An 18367-nucleotide genomic window follows, 5' to 3' on the forward strand; every position below is an offset into this window, starting at 1 on the left:
TTTGTCGAACAAGAAGAATCTGGGGCAGCCAGCGCGTCGCCAACGCTTTTTTTGACAGGGACTCTCGCACGTGAATTCACTTTTAAGCGCCAGCCTGCTGCTGGTGGAAGACATGGAAGAGATGCGCAACATCGTGCGCCGCTTGCTCGGCGCCATGGGGTTCACCAACATCACGCTGGCGCGCAATGGCGAAGAGGCCTGGCGGCTCATCCAGGCCCAGTCGTTTGACCTGGTGCTGTGCGACTGGAACATGCCCAAGATGTCGGGGCGCGAACTGCTGGAGCTGGTGCGCCAGGAACCCGCCTACGCCCTGCTGCCCTTCATCATGATCACTGGCGAGAACGCGCAGAGCTTTGTCAAAAGCGCGATCGACGGTGGCGTGACCGACTTCATCCTCAAGCCCTTTACCGCAGCGCTGCTGGAGCAGCGTGTGCACCATGCGCTGGGCCTGCCACCGGTACCCAACCCATGAGCCTGTCTGACACCCCCGATGGCGGCGCACCGCTGAACCCCGAGGCCCTGAGCGAAACCCTGCGCCAGGTGCAGGCGCGTGAGAGCCACCTGCAGGGCCTGCTGGGCTCGGCGCCTGATTCGATCTTGGGCATGGACACCGAGGGCTTTGTCACCGACTGGAACCCCGGGGCCGAGCGCGTGCTGGGCTGGACACGCGCAGAGGCTTTGGGCAAGCGCATGTCCGAGCTGATCATTCCGCACCGCTTTCGCGAGGCGCACGAAAACGGCATGCGCCGGTTCCTGAAGACCGGCCACGCCCAGGTGCTCAACCGCATCATCGAGATCGAGGCCCTGCACAAGGACGGCCACCTGTTTCCCATCGAGCTGTCGATCTGGAACATCAACAACGAGCGCGGCCAGGGCTTTGGTGCCTCCATCCGCGATGTGACCGAGCGCCACAAAGCCCAGGAGTCGCTGCGCAACTCCGAGGAGCGCTACCGCTCGGTGGTGGAGCACTTGGGCGAAGGCATGTTTGTGGCGCAGTACAACCGCATCGTGTTTGCCAACCAGCAGGCCAGCCAGATCCTGCGTGTGCCCAACGAGGAGATCATTGGCTCCGACCCCGTAGAGTGGATCCACCCCGATGACCGTGCCGACGTGCTGGCCCTGCGCGCACGCCTGGCCAGCGGCCAGGAGATTGCCAGCCACTACGAAGCACGGCATATCGGCCGCGATGGCGTGGTGCGCTGGCTCAACATCCGCCCCACGCCCGTGGCCTGGGAAGGGGGCATAGCCACGCTGACCTTCTTCTCCGAGATCACCGAGCGCAAGCAGATTGCCGAGGCCTTGCAACGCTCGGAAGAGCGTTACCGCGCTGTCATCGAGCACGTGGACTCGGGCATGGTGGTGCTGCAGGGCGACAAGCTGGTGTTTGCCAACCGCCGCGCGGCCGAGATCACGCGCATGGACCCGACGGAAATTCTCAACGTGGGCTTTTTGCACCGTGTGCACCCGGACGACCACACGCTGATCCAGGAACGCCGCCGCCGCCGTCTGGCCGGCGAAAACGTGCCCAGCAGCTACGAGATCCGGCTGCGGTTTGACGATGGCAGCGTGTGCTGGTTGGAGCTGGGCGTGTCCGTCGTGCCCTGGGGTGGCGAGCCCGCCACGATTACCTTCTTCTCGGATGTGACCGCGCGCAAGAACATGACGCTGGCGCTGCACCGGTCTGAGGAACGCTACCGCGCAGTGATCGAGCATTCGGGTGAAGGCATGCTGGTGGTGCAGGATGGCCGCTTTGTGTTTGCCAACTACCGCGCCGCAGAGCTGGTGCAAATGACGCGTGAGGACATGCTGCGCGAAGGCTATCTGCACCGCATCCACCCCGATGACCGCGCCATGGTGGACGACCGCCGCAAGCGCCGCCTGGCAGGCGAGGATGTGCCCAACCGCTACGAGATTCGTCTGCTGCTGCCCGACAACGTGGTGCGCTGGATCGACATTGGTGTGACCGTGGTGCCCTGGGATGGCGCGCCGGGCACGCTGACCTTTTTCTCCGACATCACCGAGCGCAAGCAGGCTGAGGAAGACCTGCAACGCACATCGTCCGAACGCGAAGCCATCCTGCACAGCGCGCTGGTGGGCATCGTGCTGTCGGTGGACCGCAAGCACCAGTGGGTGAACGACAAATACGCCGAGATGGTGGGCTACACGCGCGAGGAGCTGCTGGGCCAGTCCACCGCCATGGTGCACACCGATGTGGAGGCCTGGGCCCGCTGGGGCGAGGAGCAGCGCGTGGCCCTGCAGGCCACCGGCAGCTTCTCAAACGAACGCCAGCTGAAGCGGCGCAACGGCGAGGTGTTTTGGGTCCAGATGGCGGGCAGCCGCGTGCGTGCGGCCGACCCCGACTCAGGCGTCATCTGGACGCTGCTGGACATCACCGAGCGCATCAAGGCCGAACAAAGCACGCGCTTTGCGCTGGAACAGCAAAAGGAACTCAACGAACTGCGCAGCCGCTTCGTGGCCATGACCAGCCATGAGTTCCGCACACCGCTGGCCACCATTTTGTCGTCGGCCGAGCTGCTGAAGTACTACGGTGACCGCATGCCGGCGTCCGACAAGATCGACGTGATACAGACAATCGAGAACGGCGTGCAGCGCATGACGCGCATGCTGGACCGCGTGCTGCTGCTGGGCAAGGCCGAGGCCCAGATGCTGGAGTTCAAACCCACGCTGCTGGACTTGGTGGCCCTGGGCCACACCCTGGTGGAAGACGCAAAGACCCAGCAGCCCGACTGCCGCTGCACCCTGGTCACCGACTTTGAGGTGCAACCCGCCACCGGCCTGTACGACGAGAAGCTCTTGGGCCACATCTTTGGCAACCTGCTGTCCAACGCCATGAAGTATTCGCCCCAGGGCGGCGAGGTGCGCTTCAGCATGCGGCGTGAGGCAGACCAGGTGGTGCTGCAGGTGTCCGACCAAGGCATTGGCATTCCCACCGAGGAAATCCCGCACCTGTTCGAGTCCTTCCACCGGGCCAGCAATGTGGGCGAGATCCAGGGCACCGGCCTGGGCCTGGCCATCGTCAAAAACTCGGTGGACCTGCATGGTGGCAGCATCCACGTGGCCAGCGCAGCGGGCCAAGGCACCAGCTTTACCGTGCGCCTGGCCTATGCCAGCGGCACTGAAGGGGCATCGGCATGAGCGTGAGGATTGTGATTGCGGAAGACGAGACCGACATCCGCAACAACCTGAGCCTGCTGCTGCGGCTGGAGGGCTTTACCGTATTCGCTGCGCCCAATGGGCGCGAGGCGCTGGAGCTGATCCGGACCCACCAGCCCGACATGGTGCTCAGCGATGTGATGATGCCCGAGATGACGGGCCACGAGCTGGTGCGCGCCCTGCGTGCTGATGCGGCCGTGGCGCACACACCCATCGTGCTGCTGACCGCCAAGGCCGACCGCGGCGATGTGCGCCAGGGCATGAACCTGGGCGCTGATGACTACCTGACCAAGCCTTTCCAGCGCGATGAGTTGCTGACCTGCATCCAGGCGCAGCTGGGCAAGGCTGCGGCCCAACAGATGGCCAGCCAGCGACGGGTGGAGCAAGCCCACCACCTGCTGCACTACGACCCAACCACCGACTTGCCGAACCGCGCGCACTTTTTGCTGCTGCTCAACGATGCGCTGAGCGCCCCGCCGGAGCCGCAGGAAGCACTGGTGCTGCTGGTGGTGGGACTGGACAACCTGGCGCAGATGGCGCAGGTGCTGGGCGCCGGCCCGCTGGACGCCTGTGTGGGCGCGCTGGCGCGGCGCCTGACGGCGCTAACCCAAAGCGCCCCCATGGCCCAGGCCGGGCGCTGCGTGCTGGCGCGCCTGGGTGACGACCGGCTGGCCGTGCTGGTCCCACGCTGGCCCGAGAGCCTGTCGCACCCCGCCATCGCCACCCACCTGCTGGGCGCCATGGCACAGCCTGTATCCGTGGACCGTGACGAACACTTCCCCACCATCTCGGTGGCCGTATGCACCCAGATTGCCACCGACGACCGGCCCGAGGTGGTGCTGGCGCGGCTGGACCTGGCGCTGGCCGCTGCGCGTGCGCAACCGGGTCAGCACATCGCCGTGCACGATGCCAGCGCGGCGCCCGACTTGAGCTCGGCCTTTCGCCTGCACAACGACCTGCACCGCGCGGTGGACCGCCAAGAACTGGCCGCCTTCTTCCAGCCCCAGGTGCTGGCCCAAGGCGGCGCGGTCAAGGGCTTTGAGGCGTTGATGCGCTGGCAGCACCCCACGCTGGGCTTGGTGTCCCCCGCCAAGTTCATCCCGATTGCCGAGGAGAACGGCCAGATCGTCGGCATGGGCGCCTGGATGCTGCAGCAGGCCTGCCAGCAAGCGGTAGCCTGGCAGGCGCTGCGCCCCGCGGGCGCGCCACCGCTGCGCGTGGCCGTGAACCTGTCGCTGCGCCAGTTTGGCGACCCCCAGCTGTTCCGCCACGTGGAGGCGGCGCTGGAAAACTCGGGCCTGCCCGCGGAGCAGCTGGAGCTGGAGATCACCGAGGGCACGGCCATGCTGGACCTGCACCACACGCTGGAGCTGCTGCGCCGCTTCAAGGCCATGGGCCTGAAACTGGCGATTGACGACTTCGGCACCGGCTACTCCAGCCTGGCCTACCTCAAGCGCTTTCCGCTCGATGTGCTGAAGATCGACCAGTCGTTTGTGCGCCAGATTTGTACCGACCGCGACGACCAGGTGATTGCGCAGGCCATCATCTCGCTGGCGCACAGCCTGGGCCTTTCCGTCATTGCCGAGGGCGTGGAAACCCAGGCCCAGCACACACTGCTGCAGGACATGGGCTGCGAAGAGATTCAGGGCTATTTGCACGGCAAACCCATGCCGGACGCAGAGGTTGCTGGCTGGCTGAGTGGCCGCGCGGCAGGCTGAGGGGCTGCGCAACTTAGGCAGCTGGCTCTAGGATAGACGCGGGATTTAAGGTGCCTTCACTAGGCGGCCTTTGGAGAATGCAAGGCAGTGTTTCCTATTCAACCTACCTTGCAGGAGTTTTCAATGGCCAACAAAAAGCTGTCCACCGTGACCAACGAACTGATCGAGTCCTACGGCAACACCGCCAAGAACGTGATCAACGCCTACCGGGTGGGCAATGCCCGCGCCGTGGGCTATGTGGACCAGTCCTGGGCTGCCGCCGTCAAAAAGGCCGGCAACCGCATTAGCGCCGAAGTGCGCACCAATGCCGTGGCTGCCCAGAAGAAAATCACCTCGCTGTACACCCAAGGCGTGACCCTGACCACCGACAGCGCCGACACCGCGGTGAACAAGGCCGTGGAACTGGCCGGCAAGGGCTTGGAACAAGTGGCCGCCAACGCCAGCCGCTTCGAAAAATCCACCGGCTTCACCACACTGAACACCATCGCCGTGGCCGCTGTGCCCGCTGCTGTGGCCGTGACCAACGTGGCCTCCAAGATCGAAGCCAAGAGTGGCGCGCTGGTGAGCAAGATTGCCGGATCCAAGACCAAGGCCAAAGTGGCTGCAGTCAAGCGCACCGTGGCCAAGACAGCCACACGCGCCCGCAAAGCCGCTTAATTCAGCGACTGCGATAGTCGATCAGGCCAGCGCGGCCTTGATCGGCTGGGCCTGCAACCTGCGGGGAGCCAAATACTCCTGCAGGTAGATGCCAAAGGGCATGGTGTCGGCGGCCTCAATGGCGCGCTGCGCGTCCCACGATTTCTGCGACTCTTCGGCAAAACCAGCCGCTGCTTCGGCCGCCACGGGCGCTTGCAGCATGGTTGCGCGCGTCTGCTCCGACTGGGCGCGCACAAAGGACACGAATGAGCCCTCATGGCGCTCAGTGATCTCGCGCAGCACGCGGGCTGAGGGCAAGGTGTCGGGGTGTTGCAGGCCGTGCTCTGCAGCGCGCAAGGCGTCCTGGTACTGGCTGCCACCATGGGTGGCGTCCAGCGCCTGCGCATAGGGCAGCATGCCGCGCAGCAGTTCATCTCCCCAGGTCTTCAACTCCACCATCGCATCCCCGCGCTGCAGCTGCAAACCAGGCTCGCGGCCGCGCTCGGCCACCGCATGCTGGTTGCGCGCCACGGCGGCAATTTCCTGCGGCGTATCGGGCGCGCTGGCAGTTGATAGGCAGTGCAGCAAAAACACGTCGAGGAAGCGCATGGTCTGGCTGTTGATGCCCACCACCTCGAACGGGTCCAGGTCCATCAGGCGCACTTCCACATACTCCACACCACGCTCGCGCAACGCGTGCAGCGGGCGCTCGCCCGCAAAGGTGACGCGCTTGGGGCGGATGGTGCCGTAGAACTCGTTCTCGATCTGCAACAAAGTGGTGGCCAGCTGGTTGTAGCTGCCATCCGCGGCCTTCACACCAATGGCTTCGTAGGGCGCGTAGGGCTGGGTCAGCGCGCCGTGCAGCGAGTGGGCATAGCCTTCCAGGCTGTTGTAGCTCACGGCGAGGGACGATTGCGCATCGCTCTGGTAGCCCAGGCGCCCCATGCGCAGCGAGGTGGCATAGGGCAGGTACATGGTGCCGCTACTCAAGGGCTGCAGCTGGTGCTGGCGCCCGGCCACAAAGGACGAGCACACGGCGGGCGAAGCGCCGAACAGGTACAGCAGCAAAAAGGCGTGGCGGCGGAAGTTGCGGATCAGCCCAAAGTACTGCTCGCTGCTCACATCGGGCAGCGACCAGTTGTAATGGATGCCAGAGATGGTTTGCATGCGCCGGCCATAACGGTGGCCCAGGCCCATGCGGTACACGCTCTTGGACTGCCCCACGTTGGAGCTGCCGTACTGGCCAATCGGGATCGCATCGTCTTCGGGCAAACAACAGGGCATGCTGGAGACCCACAGCCGCTCGTCGCCCATGGCACGCAGCGTGAACTGCTGGATCTGGGTGAGCTCCTCCACGCAGACATCGGGGTCGGCCTGGACGCTGGTAATGAGTTCCACCTGGGATTCGCTGAAATCGGTGGTGATGTGCGGGTGCGTGAGCGCCGAGCCCAAGGCCTGGGGGTGCGATGTCATGGCCAGCAGGCCGCTAGGCAGCGCGCGCAGGCTCTCTTTCTCCACGCCCCGGCGGATACCGCGCAAACGCTGTGCTGTCAGGGCGCTCAAGGCCGCTTGATTACTGTCCATGCCTACGGGCCCTTCCTCTTCTGTGGGGCGCAAAGGTACCACAGGCCGCCATTTATTGCTCGCCGGTGGAATAATGCCGCCGATGGATACCTCGGAACTCATTGTCTGGTCCTGCATGCTGGGGGGATTTCTCACCCTGTCCATCGTGGCCGTGTCCGACTTGGTGATCAATCCCACCGTGGGGGCTTGGCGCGCGCTGGTCTTTGTATTGCTGACCGGCTGGAGCTGCGTGATCATGTCGGGCTTGGCGGCGCAACTGTTTCCTGAAATTCCTGAACAGACCATGGGGATCATGAAAGTCAGCATGGCGCCGCTGAGCGGTGCGCTGGCGCTGACCTACCTGGGCCTGTGGCTGGGGGTAAAGCGCGACGACCGCGCGGTCTACCGCAGCATGGTCTTTGTCTCCCTGGGCCTCATTGCGACCGCGGTGGTGGCTACGGCGTATATCTTGTATGGGGACGATCCCCACAGCACGTCGCCCCTGCTGGTCACCGGCATGTTGAGCACGCTGGGTGCCCTGGTGGGGCTGGTGATCACTATCCGCGCCGCCTTGCTGGGTGACGATCTGGCGCGTTGGATGGTGCTGGCCTGCCTGTTCCTGGTGGCTATGGTGGTGGGCATGTTTGGGCAGGCACTGTCGCCCGGTGCGCTGAGCTGGCCCCTGATGGCATTGATCGCGTTTTGCACGCTGTGCCACTTCTTGCTCATCACGGGCCTCACCGTGCAGCGCAACCGCGTCAACAAGCAGCTGATTCGCCTGACCAAAAAGGCGTCCGGTACCGACCTGGCCACGGGCCTGCACACTGGCTCGGTGCTCGTCTCCAAGGTGGACGATGCCTTTTGGCGCAGCGTCCGCCTGAAGCGGGAGTGCGCGGTGGTGTGCCTGCATCTGGGCAATTTGTACGAACTGGGTGAGTCCGCAGGGCACGGCGTGGAGCAACAAATCCTGCAGGCCATGACGGCGCGTATCCGGCGCGCGGTGGGCTTTCGCTACGTGGTGGGGCTGTACCACCCGCGCTGCTTTGTGGTGGTGATCTCTGCCGTGAAGAACGCGCAGGAAGTGGAGCGCATGGTGCTGCGGCTGCGCACCGTGCTGACCCGGCCGCTGAAGATTTTGGGCATCAAAGATGCCAACCACACCTTCCAGCCGCGCTTCGGCATTGGCATTGCCCACAAAAGTGCCTCGGAAACCGACCCCACGGCCGTGATGGATGTGGCCGAGCGGCGCGCGCTGGCGCAGTCAGGCGCCACCCGCGTGCCGGAAGATGCGGCGCCCACCGCAGCAGGCGCGCTGTAGGCGGAATCAGCCCCCGAGTCGCGCAGAGGCCCGGCTCACCTCTTGGGCGCCCTGGGCCGCACCGCTTTGCGGTACGCCTTCGCCGTTGCGGTCCAGCGCCTCTGCCAGCTGCGCGGCCAGGCGCTCGGGGCTTTGCGCATCAAGCCCAATCCAGGTGCCCTGGGTCAGCGTGATGTGGGCCGCCTCCACACTGCCCGCGCCGGCGCACAGCGTGGTGCGCGTGGGTGCATCCTCACTCACCAGCACCAACATGGCGGGCACCACGGCCTCGGGCTTCAGCGCTTCCAGCACGGCGGGCGGCATCAGGTCTTCGGTCATGCGGGTGGCGGCCGTGGGGGCCAGGCTGTTCACCCGAATGTTGTTTTTGGCGCCTTCAATCGACAGCGTCTGCATCAGCCCCACCAGCGCGAGCTTGGCCGCACCGTAGTTGCTCTGGCCAAAGTTGCCATACAGGCCCGAGCTGGACGTGGTCATCAGAATGCGGCCGTACTTTTGCTCGTTCATATGGGGCCATACGGCCTTGCAGCAGTGCACTGCGCCCATCAGGTGCACGTCCACCACCAGGCGGAAGTCGGCCAGCTCCATCTTGGCAAAACTCTTGTCGCGCAAGATGCCCGCGTTGTTCACAAGGATGTCCACGCGGCCCCAGGCGTCCACCGCCTGCTTCACCATGGCCTGCACCGCGTCAAAGTCGGTCACCGATGCGCCATTGGCCATGGCCTCGCCACCGGTGGCGCGGATCTCGGCCACCACGGATTCGGCCGCCGACAGCGAACCGCCCGAGCCATCGCGCGCACCGCCCAAATCATTCACCAGCACCTTGGCGCCGCGTGCGGCCAGCGCCAGCGCATGTTGGCGACCCAAACCGCCGCCCGCACCGGTCACGATGGCCACACGGCCCTTGAAATCTACACCCATGTTTGTCTCCTGCGTGAAGCCGGGCTGCGCCGGCTCTGTTAGTCTGTGCTCCGCCTGTTCAGGCGCTTTGCAACTTTACCGGAACACCCCTGTGCTGCACGCCACATCTGACCCGATGAGTAACCCCCGCGACTCGGCCACCGTCGTCCTGCTACGCGATGGCGCTGCGGGCCTGGAGGTGTTTTTGCTCAAGCGCAGCGGCCTGTCGGACACCTTTGGCGAAGCCTATGTGTTTCCCGGCGGCAAGCTGGACGACCATGACAGCTCGCCCACCGCCGTGGGTGCCCTGGATCTGCCCGCCGCCGCCCTGGCCCAGCAATTGAATGAGCCCGTGCTTGAGGCGCCCGTGGCGGCCGGTCTGTTTGTGGCGGCGCTGCGCGAGCTCTTTGAAGAAGCCGGTGTGCTGCTGGCCGCTGGCAGCACGCGCCCCGCCAGTTTGAAACCCGAGGACTGGCAGGCCTGGGTAGCCGTATCCGGCGCCGCGCTGCAGGCCAGCGCGCTGGTGCCCTGGAGCCGCTGGATCACGCCACGCATGGCCGCCCTGAGCAAAAAGCGCTTTGACACGCGCTTCTTTCTGGCGCTGGCGCCTGCCGACCAGGAGGCCAGCCACGACAACTTCGAGACCACGGCCAGCATCTGGCTCGCGCCCCAGGAAGCTCTGCAGCGCTACCACCGCGGCGAGATTGAAATGGCACCGCCGCAGATCATGAGCCTGGCCCATCTGGCGCGCTATGGCAGCACCGCCGAAGCACTGCACGCTGCGCGACAACAACCGCCACCCTGCATTTGCCCGGAGAATTTCACGCAAGACGGCGAGGTCATCCTCTGCTACCCCGGCGACCCACAGCACTCGGTGCCCACGCCCGCCCTGCCCGGCCCCACGCGCTTGGTCATCCGCAACAAACGCTTTGTACCCATAGACGGGTTGGAGAGTTTGTGGGCCTAAGGCCCAGCGCAGATTGCTATGAATTCAGGAGCTGCTCGCGCAATATCGACGGGGGCTAGAGGCCTATTTGGCATGTAAACAGCTGCTCTGTCACCTCTTTGCCCCACTGCGTGCCCTGCTGGCTTTGCGTGAGCGTGAAGCCATGCTTTTCGTACAGATGCCGTGCCGCATGCAGGCCGTCAAACGTCCACAGGTGCACCTGGCGGTAGCCGCGTGCCCGGCAAAAATCCATGGCCGCCGTCAGCAGTTGCGAGCCTAGGCCGTGGCCGCGTGAAGCATCAGACGTGATGAACCAGCGCAGGTGCGCGCCCGCTGTTTCATGGTGCGATCCATCAATGGCAATGGAGCCGTGGATCACCCCATCGTGTTCTGCCAACCAGAGGCCGTCCCGGTCCACCTGGTAGTCCAGGCAAAACGCAGCCAGGCCGGACGCTACCTTGGCTTCAAACGGTGCGCCAAAGCCTGCGGTGCGCGCGTAGTAGCTGGCGTGCAGCTCGACGATGCGGCCGATGCAGCCGGGGCGGTAACCGAGGTGAATATTCATGGCTGAGGAATTCCCGTGCGCATCCAATCCTCCACATCGCTGGGTTTGACCAAGGTACGCATCTCGTCAAACGCCGTCTGCGCCTCCGGGTAGTGGCGACGCAGCAAGTTGAGCCATTGTTTCACGCGGCCGGCCTGCTGCTTTTTCTCCAGCTGCGTGCTGGTCACTTGCCAGAAGGCATGCATCAGCGGGCCCATTTGCTCCCAGCTCCAGTCATCGCCGGGCTGGGCGATGCTGCCAGGCACCGTGCCCATGGCCGCCAGCACACTGCGCGCCAAGGCCGGGCGCGCCACAATGCCGCGCCCCAGCATGAGGATGTCGCAGCCGCTTTGCGCCACGGCGGCCTGGGCGTCTTCCACGCTCCAGATTTCGCCATTTACCACGACGGGCACCCGCACCGCCTCGCGCACATCGGCCACGCGGCCCCAGTAGGCGGGCGGGCGGTAACCCTGCGCCTTGGTACGCGCATGCACCACAATCTCGGCCGCGCCACCGGCCTCCAACGCCAGCGCGCAATCCAGCGCCAGCCTGTCATCGTTGAAGCCCAAACGCATCTTGGCGGTAACGGGAATGTGGGCCGGCACTGCCGCGCGCACCGCGGCCACAATGGTGCGCAGGACCTCGGGGTCTTGCAACAGCGCGGCGCCGCCGCCATGCCGGTTCACCACCTTGGCTGGGCAACCAAAGTTCAGGTCAATGCCCGGTGCGCCCATCTCCGCCAGACGCGCCGCGTTCTCGGCCAAACACACGGCGTCCGACCCCAGCAGCTGCGGCCACACCGGCACGCCTGCAAAGGTGCGTGCACCATGGGCCAGCTCGGGTACCGTGCGCAGCAAGGCCTTCTCTGACATCAGCGAGTGCGTGATCCGAATGAACTCCGACACGCACTTCTCCACCCCGCCCACGCGGGTCAGGATGTCACGCAGGACAAAGTCGAGGAGCCCCTCCATGGGGGCGAGGTAGATTCGGACGGGCATAGTGTGAGTGACAGAAAACGGGGCGATCCAGTTGCAAATCCCCCCTATTGATTTGGTCTATCAGAGATAGACATATCAAGCAACGCTTAAGCATCTGACATATGTCCCCACCATGCGAGCAGGACTTCACGAACGACATAGTGAAAGGTATGAAGGCTAATTGGAACATCCTTGGCGAGCCAAACTCCGCCGTGTGTGCTCGCAGCTAGGCCAACCGTACCGCGCTCAGCATATCCGTCTGAGGGACTGATCCTAAATGCACCGTCACACATTGGCGCAGGAAATGGAGTCCCTCCGTGTAGCGCCTTAGATCGATATCCATATACAAGGCTTAAAACCTTTTTCATGGAGACGGGATCCCAAGGGATCTGAAAACCCTCGGGAGGCCGAACCGGAGGTGGTGGGGGCAGAAACTGCAAAGTGAACTCTACAAACTTCTTTGTTGCGCCAAGTGACTGTTCTATTTGTTCCGCAACGCTTTCGACCAAAACACTTCCGCCTGATATTTGCAATAGAGCAACCAATTCCGGCTTGGAGTACATCAATCTATCAACTGCCGAACCTTTTTCCGTTTGCCATTGATCTGCAGCAGTTTCGAGGGCCGAGACAAACATCAACCAAGCCAATGCTGGATCTGCTTCCACGATCCATAGTGCGTCCTGGTACAGCCGAGCCGCCCGAACTAACGCAATTGTTTTTGTTCCAGAAAGATTTAGTATCTTTTCAAGTCGGATCAAATGGTCAATGGAATGCGTGTTTACGATTTCCGGAAGTATCAATCGATTTTTGTTTAAATTTAGAGGTGGAATAGGCCTACTATCCCAGGCAACCGGCCGCCCAAGTGGATCAGCATTAATTCGATCAAACCGACGTGATTGCCCGCCCGCTTTCACTCGCACCCCAATACAAAGCGACGTAAGAGAAGCAATTTCATCGGTCAGAAGTCCACCGTGATATTGCGAAACGTCTGTCTTTGAAAAGTTGGGCCTTTGAGACTGGACGGCGTGAATATCAACTCGAAGTATGAGTGGCGCCTGAACATAGCCTGGCTCGTCATACGCTGGCACAGCGTTCAGAAACGCATACGGCCAATCAGATCGCTGAATTTCACCAGTGATACGAGCATCAGAATACAGAGGGAATTCGTATATCCCGAGCTTCTCCAGACCAGCTTTTCGCGCATTCCAGTTTTGAAGTATTGGCAAAGTATCGTCAGTTTCAAGCTGAGGGTTAGATTGCATAAGAACTCTGAATAGTCAAACTGACATTTGAGCTCATTTGTCTTCATTCCGGAAAAAATCGGTTCTCTGCAGAAAAGAACAAAAGGGGGTTGCAGCCCCCTTTGTTATCGAAATCGAACGCAGTGCCTTTGCAGCACGCCATCCGCTTAGTTGCGGATCAAGTGGTCAAACGCGCTCAGCGCAGCCTTCGACCCATCACCCGCCGCGATCACGATCTGCTTGAACGGCACCGTAGTGCAGTCGCCGGCCGCAAACACGCCGTTGGCGTTGGTGTGGCCCTTGGCGTCCACGATGATTTCGCCGAACTTGCTCAGCTCGATGGTGCCCTTGAGCCATTCGGTGTTGGGCACCAGGCCGATCTGCACGAACACGCCTTCCAGCTCGACCAGATGCTCAACACCAGTGGCACGGTCCTTGTACTTCAAGCCATTCACCTTGCCGTCGGCACCGGTAATTTCGGTGGTTTGGGCGTTGGTGTGCACGGTCACATTGGGCAGGCTGTTGAGCTTCTTGATCAGCACGGCATCGGCCTTGAGCTGCTCGGCAAACTCGATGACGGTGACGTGGGCCACGATGCCAGCCAAATCAATAGCGGCTTCGATGCCCGAATTGCCGCCGCCAATGACCGCGGTGCGCTTGCCCTTGAACAAGGGGCCATCGCAGTGCGGGCAGTAGGCCACGCCTTTGTTTTTGTACTCTTGCTCGCCAGGCACGTTCACATTGCGCCAGCGTGCGCCGGTGGACAGGATGACGGTCTTGGCCTTGAGCGTGCCCCCGTTGGCCAGCACCACTTCGACCAAGCCACCCGGCTGGGCCGCGGGCACGATCTTGTCCGCGCGCTGCAGGTTCATGATGTCCACGCCATACGAGCGGGTCTGCGCCTCCAGTGCCGCGGCAAATTTGGGGCCATCGGTTTCCTGCACCGAGATGTAGTTCTCGATAGCCATGGTGTCGTTCACCTGACCGCCAAAGCGCTCGGCCGCCACACCCACGCGGATGCCTTTGCGGGCGGCGTACACCGCTGCGGCTGCGCCAGCAGGGCCACCGCCGACGATGAGCACGTCATACGGGTCTTTGGCGGACAGTTTGGCAGCGTCTTTGTCGGCGGCGCCGGTGTCCAGCTTGGCCACAATTTCTTCCACCAGCATGCGGCCATTGCCAAACAGCGCACCATTCAGGTAGACGCTAGGCACGGCCATGATTTCGCGGGCGTTGATTTCTTCCTGGAAGGCACCGCCCTCGATGACGGTCGTCTTCACCTTGGGGTTCAGGATGGCCATGAGGCTCAGGGCCTGCACCACGTCCGGGCAGTTGTGGCAGGTCAGGGACATGTAGACCTCGAAGTTGAAGTCACCGTCCAGGCCTTTGATCTGGTCGATCACGTCCTGCTCCACCTTGGGCGGGTGGCCACCGGTCCACAGCAGGGCCAGCACCAACGAAGTGAACTCGTGGCCCAAGGGCAGGCCGGCAAAGCTCAGGCTGGTGGCAGTGCCAGCGCGCTGTAGCGTGAACGAGGGCTTGCGTGCGTCCGCACCATCGGTGCGCAGGCTGATCTTGTCGGTGCGCAGGCCCTGGATGGTTTGCAGCAAATCCAGCATTTCGGCCGAGTTGCTGTCGTCGCCCAGGGAAGCCACCAACTCAATCGGCAGCGTTACGCGCTCCAGGTAGGCCGCGAGTTGGGCTTTGAGTGTGTCGTCGAGCATGGTGGTGTCCTTTCAATTCTTTCGGGAATAAAAAAGCCGGACGGCCTGCTGCACACGCACCAGGACGCTGTCCGGCTAGTGAGCGCTCAGGGCGCTCTGCCGTCTTGCCGGGGAGGCTTAGATCTTGCCGACCAGATCCAGCGAGGGCGTGATGGTCTTGGCGCCTTCGTTCCACTTGGCGGGGCACACTTGGCCAGGGTGGGCGGCGGTGTACTGGGCAGCCTTCAGCTTGCGCACAGTTTCCTTGACGTCACGGGCGATTTCGTTGGAATGCACTTCCATGGTCTTGATCGTGCCTTGTGGGTCGATGATGAAAGTGCCACGCAGGGACATGCCGTCTTCGTCGATGTGCACACCAAACCCGCGGCTCAACACGTGGGTCGGGTCACCGATCAAGGGGAACTTGGCCTTGCCCACCGCGGGGGAAGTCTCGTGCCAAACTTTGTGTGCGAAATGGGAGTCTGTGGTCACGATGTAGACCTCGGCACCGGCTTTTTGGAATTCCGCGTAGTGTTCAGCCGCGTCTTCCACTTCGGTGGGGCAGTTGAAGGTGAACGCGGCGGGCATGAAAATGAACACGTTCCACTTGCCCTTGAGGGTCTCGTTGGTCACCGTGATGAACTTGCCGTTGTGGAAGGCTTCGTTCTTGAATGGGATGACTTCTGTGTTGATCAATGACATGGTATTTTTCCTCTTGAAGTTGCTGTTCTGAACATGAACAGCCTGAATCTTAGGCCCTGCACACCATGTTTTGGTTTGATTGATCCAATGAAGCGGATTGACTTTGCCTATGACGCCCGAAACACCCGGTGGTGCATGCGCCGCAAAGACCACCAAACACTGAGTGCTACCACCGGAATGGTCACTGCAGCGGTGATTTCAGGGCTCCAGGGCCAGCCCCAGTGCTGCGCACCCTTGGCCAGGTAGGTGGCCAGGCCCACGATGTAGTAGGTGATGGCCGCCACCGACAGGCCTTCCACCGTGGACTGCAGCTTGAGCTGCATGTCCTGGCGGCTGTTCATGGTGGCCAGCAGGGCCTGGCTGCTCTGCTGTTGCTCAATCTCGACCCGCGTGCGCAGCAGGTTGCTGATGCGCGACACGCGCTGCGACAGGGCGTCCTGGCGCCGGCTGGACCAGGCGCAGGTGCTGCGCGCGGGGGTAAGGCGGCGCTCCATGAACTCGCCAATGGTCTGCATACCGGCCAAGCGCGACTCGGCAATGTCTTCAATGCGTTTGTCTACCAGCTCAAAGTAGGCCGCACTGGCCGAAAAACGGGAATGAGTGGCCGCATGCTGACTCTCCACCTGCCCTGCCAAACGGGTCAGGCGGTCCAGCAGCATGGGTTCGTCATCGCGCGTGGCGCTGCGGATGGCCTCGGCCAGCTCCGCCAATTCGCGCTCGGCAGACGCCAGCACCACGGAGGCTTCGCGCGCCGCGGGCAAGCCCAGCAGCGCCGCCATGCGGTAGGTTTCGATCTCCAACAGGCACTGCACCAAACGGCCCAGGCGGCGTGGCGTCACCCCGCCCGCCAGCAGCACCATGCGCGAAAAGCCATCGGCGTGCACCGCAAAGTCGGTGTACACCTCGCCAAAACCATCGGCCACCGTGGAGGCCACCAGCGTGTCCTCGTGTAGCAATTGGCGTATCCACGGCCCCGTATCCACCTCGCTGGTGGACAGCACCCACAGGTGCAAGCTGGCCAGGCATCCCCCTGGCAGGTTGGCCAGCCACTGCTGGGGCACGGCATTCAGCGCCAGCTCGGGCTCTCGGTCCGTGCCGACCTGGTTGCTGATCGGGCGCATGAAGGTCCAGGTCACAAACTCGGTGTGCAGCTCCCAGCGCAGCCGGTACAGGCCCAGGTCCATCCGGATGTGGATGGAATCCGCATCCGGCGCGGCCAGATGGTGGTCGCGTGCCAACGCGGCAATGTGCGCGCGGCTGGCCTCTCTCTGCTCGGCATCGCAGACCATGACCACGTGCGAGAGCGCCATGGGGGAAGCCATGGACTCGGGCGGACGGGCGTGAACTTCGTTGTGAAGCGAGAGGCGTTGGGGGTGCTGCGCGGTTTGGATATTCAAGGGGAGGACGGACTCAAAAATTAATCTTCAACAAACGCCTCTTCGCGCTTGGCCTTGATGGAAGGCATGAGCACCACGACAAGCAGCAGCACAGCCGCAGCCAGCAGGCCGGCGGACAGTGGACGGGTCAGGAACACGCTCCAGTCCCCGCGCGACAGCAGCAGCGCACGGCGCAAATATTCTTCCATCATCGGGCCCAAGATAAAGCCCAGCAGCAGCGGAGCAGGTTCTGTGCCCAGCTTGATGAACAGGTAACCAATCACGCCAAACAGGCCCACCATCCAGATGTCGAAGGTGTTGTTGTTGGTGGAGTACACGCCAATCGCGCAGAACAGCACGATGGACGGAAACAGCCAGCGGTAAGGCACGGTCAGCAGCTTGATCCAGATGCCAATCAGCGGCAGGTTCAGGATGATGAGCATCAGGTTGCCGATCCACATGGAGGCGATCAGGCCCCAGAACAGCTCGGGGTTGCTGGTCATGACCTGCGGGCCGGGCTGGATGTTGTGGATGGTCATGGCCCCCACCATCAGCGCCATCACGGCGTTGGGCGGAATACCCAGGGTCAGCAAGGGAATGAAAGACGTTTGCGAGCCAGCGTTGTTGGCCGACTCAGGCGCTGCCACACCGCGGATATTGCCTTTGCCGAATGGCACTTCACCGGGACGCAGCTTGGTTTTCTTCTCCAGGGTGTAAGCCGCAAACGACGCCATCACCGCGCCGCCACCGGGCAGGATACCCAAAATGGCGCCCAGTGCGGTACCCCGCAAGACCGCAGGAACCATGTTGCGGAAATCTTCCTTGGTGGGCCACAGGCCGGTGACGTTGGCAACGAACACCTCCCGCTCGCTCTCGTGCTTCGAGAGGTTGCTGATGATTTCACCGTAGCCGAACACACCCATGGCAATGACAATGAAGCCAATGCCGTCGGTGAGCTCAGGGATGTCGAAGCTGAAGCGGGCCACACCGGAGTTCACGTCGGTGCCCACCATGCCCAGCAGCAGGCCCAGCACGATCATCGCAATCGCCTTGAGGATGGAGCCGGACGCCAACACCACCGCACCCACCAGGCCCAGAATCATGAGCGAGAAATACTCTGCAGGGCCAAACTTGAAGGCCAGCTCGGTCAGGGGGCCGGCGAAGGCCGCCAGGATCAGCGTGCCCACGCAGCCCGCAAAGAAAGAACCCAGACCAGCCGCCGCGAGCGCGGGACCTGCCCTGCCATTGCGCGCCATCTGGTAGCCGTCAATGACGGTCACCACCGAGGACGATTCGCCAGGCAGATTCACCAAAATGGCGGTGGTGGAGCCGCCGTACTGGGCGCCATAGTAAATACCGGCCAGCATGATCAGCGCAGCCACAGGGGGCAAGGCGTAGGTGGCAGGCAGCAGCATGGCGATGGTGGCCAGAGGGCCAATGCCGGGCAGCACACCGATCAGCGTACCCAGCAGGCAGCCGATGAAAGCGTAAATCAGGTTTTGGACCGTGAAGGCGACACCAAAACCGAGCGCGAGGTTGTTAAAGAGTTCCATGGTCAAGTTCCTCGGTGGG

Annotated in this window: 15 protein-coding genes; 6 read left to right on the plus strand and 9 right to left on the minus strand. The window is 62.9% G+C overall.

From position 1 onward, the window contains the following. The first annotated feature begins 70 nt into the window (after nucleotides 1–70). From AC097R_RS16175 to AC097R_RS16190, 4 genes are all read left to right on the plus strand, one after another. Nucleotides 71–472 (plus strand): response regulator, encoded by a 402-nt coding sequence (locus AC097R_RS16175; RefSeq protein WP_479599211.1) that lies wholly within the window; start codon nucleotides 71–73, stop codon nucleotides 470–472. Further along, complete coding sequence (locus AC097R_RS16180) at nucleotides 469–3156, plus strand: PAS domain S-box protein (protein ID WP_479599213.1); 2688 nt, start codon at nucleotides 469–471, stop codon at nucleotides 3154–3156. Before AC097R_RS16175 ends, AC097R_RS16180 begins: the two co-directional genes overlap by 4 nt. Further along, nucleotides 3153–4892: a putative bifunctional diguanylate cyclase/phosphodiesterase gene (locus AC097R_RS16185; protein WP_479599216.1), complete on the plus strand. Its 1740-nt coding sequence runs from the start codon at nucleotides 3153–3155 to the stop codon at nucleotides 4890–4892. The genes AC097R_RS16180 and AC097R_RS16185 overlap by 4 nt, the downstream gene beginning before the upstream one ends. A 123-nt stretch (nucleotides 4893–5015) precedes the next feature. Further along, nucleotides 5016–5549: a hypothetical protein gene (locus tag AC097R_RS16190; RefSeq protein ID WP_479599218.1), complete on the plus strand. Its 534-nt coding sequence runs from the start codon at nucleotides 5016–5018 to the stop codon at nucleotides 5547–5549. Between the two features lie 21 nt (nucleotides 5550–5570). Here AC097R_RS16190 and gshA read toward each other — a convergent pair whose 3' ends face one another. Then, the gene (gshA, locus tag AC097R_RS16195; protein WP_479599220.1) at nucleotides 5571–7112 is read right to left on the minus strand and encodes a glutamate--cysteine ligase; all 1542 of its coding nucleotides are present in this window, start codon (nucleotides 7110–7112) and stop codon (nucleotides 5571–5573) included. 82 nt (nucleotides 7113–7194) lie between these two features. On the opposite strand from gshA, the gene AC097R_RS16200 reads away from it, so the two are divergent. Continuing rightward, entirely contained in the window at nucleotides 7195–8409 is a 1215-nt protein-coding gene (locus AC097R_RS16200) for a GGDEF domain-containing protein (RefSeq protein WP_479599221.1), read from the plus strand. 6 nt (nucleotides 8410–8415) lie between these two features. Here AC097R_RS16200 and AC097R_RS16205 read toward each other — a convergent pair whose 3' ends face one another. Continuing rightward, nucleotides 8416–9327: an SDR family NAD(P)-dependent oxidoreductase gene (locus AC097R_RS16205; protein ID WP_479599222.1), complete on the minus strand. Its 912-nt coding sequence runs from the start codon at nucleotides 9325–9327 to the stop codon at nucleotides 8416–8418. A 115-nt stretch (nucleotides 9328–9442) separates the two neighbouring features. On the opposite strand from AC097R_RS16205, the gene AC097R_RS16210 reads away from it, so the two are divergent. Then, nucleotides 9443–10273 carry an NUDIX hydrolase gene (locus AC097R_RS16210; RefSeq protein WP_479599223.1) on the plus strand — a complete coding sequence of 277 codons (831 nt, stop codon included), beginning with the start codon at nucleotides 9443–9445 and terminating at the stop codon, nucleotides 10271–10273. A 55-nt stretch (nucleotides 10274–10328) separates the two neighbouring features. On the opposite strand, the gene AC097R_RS16215 is transcribed toward AC097R_RS16210, so the two are convergent. The 7 genes from AC097R_RS16215 to AC097R_RS16245 form a co-directional block, all read right to left on the minus strand. After that, nucleotides 10329–10817 carry a GNAT family N-acetyltransferase gene (locus AC097R_RS16215; RefSeq protein WP_479599224.1) on the minus strand — a complete coding sequence of 163 codons (489 nt, stop codon included), beginning with the start codon at nucleotides 10815–10817 and terminating at the stop codon, nucleotides 10329–10331. Further along, the gene (locus AC097R_RS16220; RefSeq protein ID WP_479599225.1) at nucleotides 10814–11794 is read right to left on the minus strand and encodes a tRNA dihydrouridine synthase; all 981 of its coding nucleotides are present in this window, start codon (nucleotides 11792–11794) and stop codon (nucleotides 10814–10816) included. The genes AC097R_RS16215 and AC097R_RS16220 overlap by 4 nt, the downstream gene beginning before the upstream one ends. Before the next feature lie 86 nt (nucleotides 11795–11880). Then, nucleotides 11881–13035, minus strand: coding sequence for a hypothetical protein (locus tag AC097R_RS16225; RefSeq protein ID WP_479599226.1), 1155 nt, complete (start codon nucleotides 13033–13035; stop codon nucleotides 11881–11883). A gap of 146 nt (nucleotides 13036–13181) precedes the next feature. After that, a complete protein-coding gene (ahpF, locus tag AC097R_RS16230; protein ID WP_479599227.1) occupies nucleotides 13182–14738 on the minus strand; it encodes an alkyl hydroperoxide reductase subunit F in 1557 nt (518 codons plus the stop codon). A gap of 117 nt (nucleotides 14739–14855) precedes the next feature. Beyond that, nucleotides 14856–15419 carry an alkyl hydroperoxide reductase subunit C gene (gene ahpC / locus AC097R_RS16235; RefSeq protein ID WP_479599228.1) on the minus strand — a complete coding sequence of 188 codons (564 nt, stop codon included), beginning with the start codon at nucleotides 15417–15419 and terminating at the stop codon, nucleotides 14856–14858. 107 nt (nucleotides 15420–15526) lie between these two features. Next, the gene (locus tag AC097R_RS16240) at nucleotides 15527–16816 is read right to left on the minus strand and encodes a DUF3422 family protein (protein WP_479599229.1); all 1290 of its coding nucleotides are present in this window, start codon (nucleotides 16814–16816) and stop codon (nucleotides 15527–15529) included. Between the two features lie 20 nt (nucleotides 16817–16836). Continuing rightward, nucleotides 16837–18348, minus strand: coding sequence for a tripartite tricarboxylate transporter permease (locus AC097R_RS16245; protein ID WP_479599230.1), 1512 nt, complete (start codon nucleotides 18346–18348; stop codon nucleotides 16837–16839). Nucleotides 18349–18367 lie beyond the last annotated feature (19 nt).

The sequence above is a fragment of the Rhodoferax sp. ZS1R25 genome, from assembly GCF_056521335.1.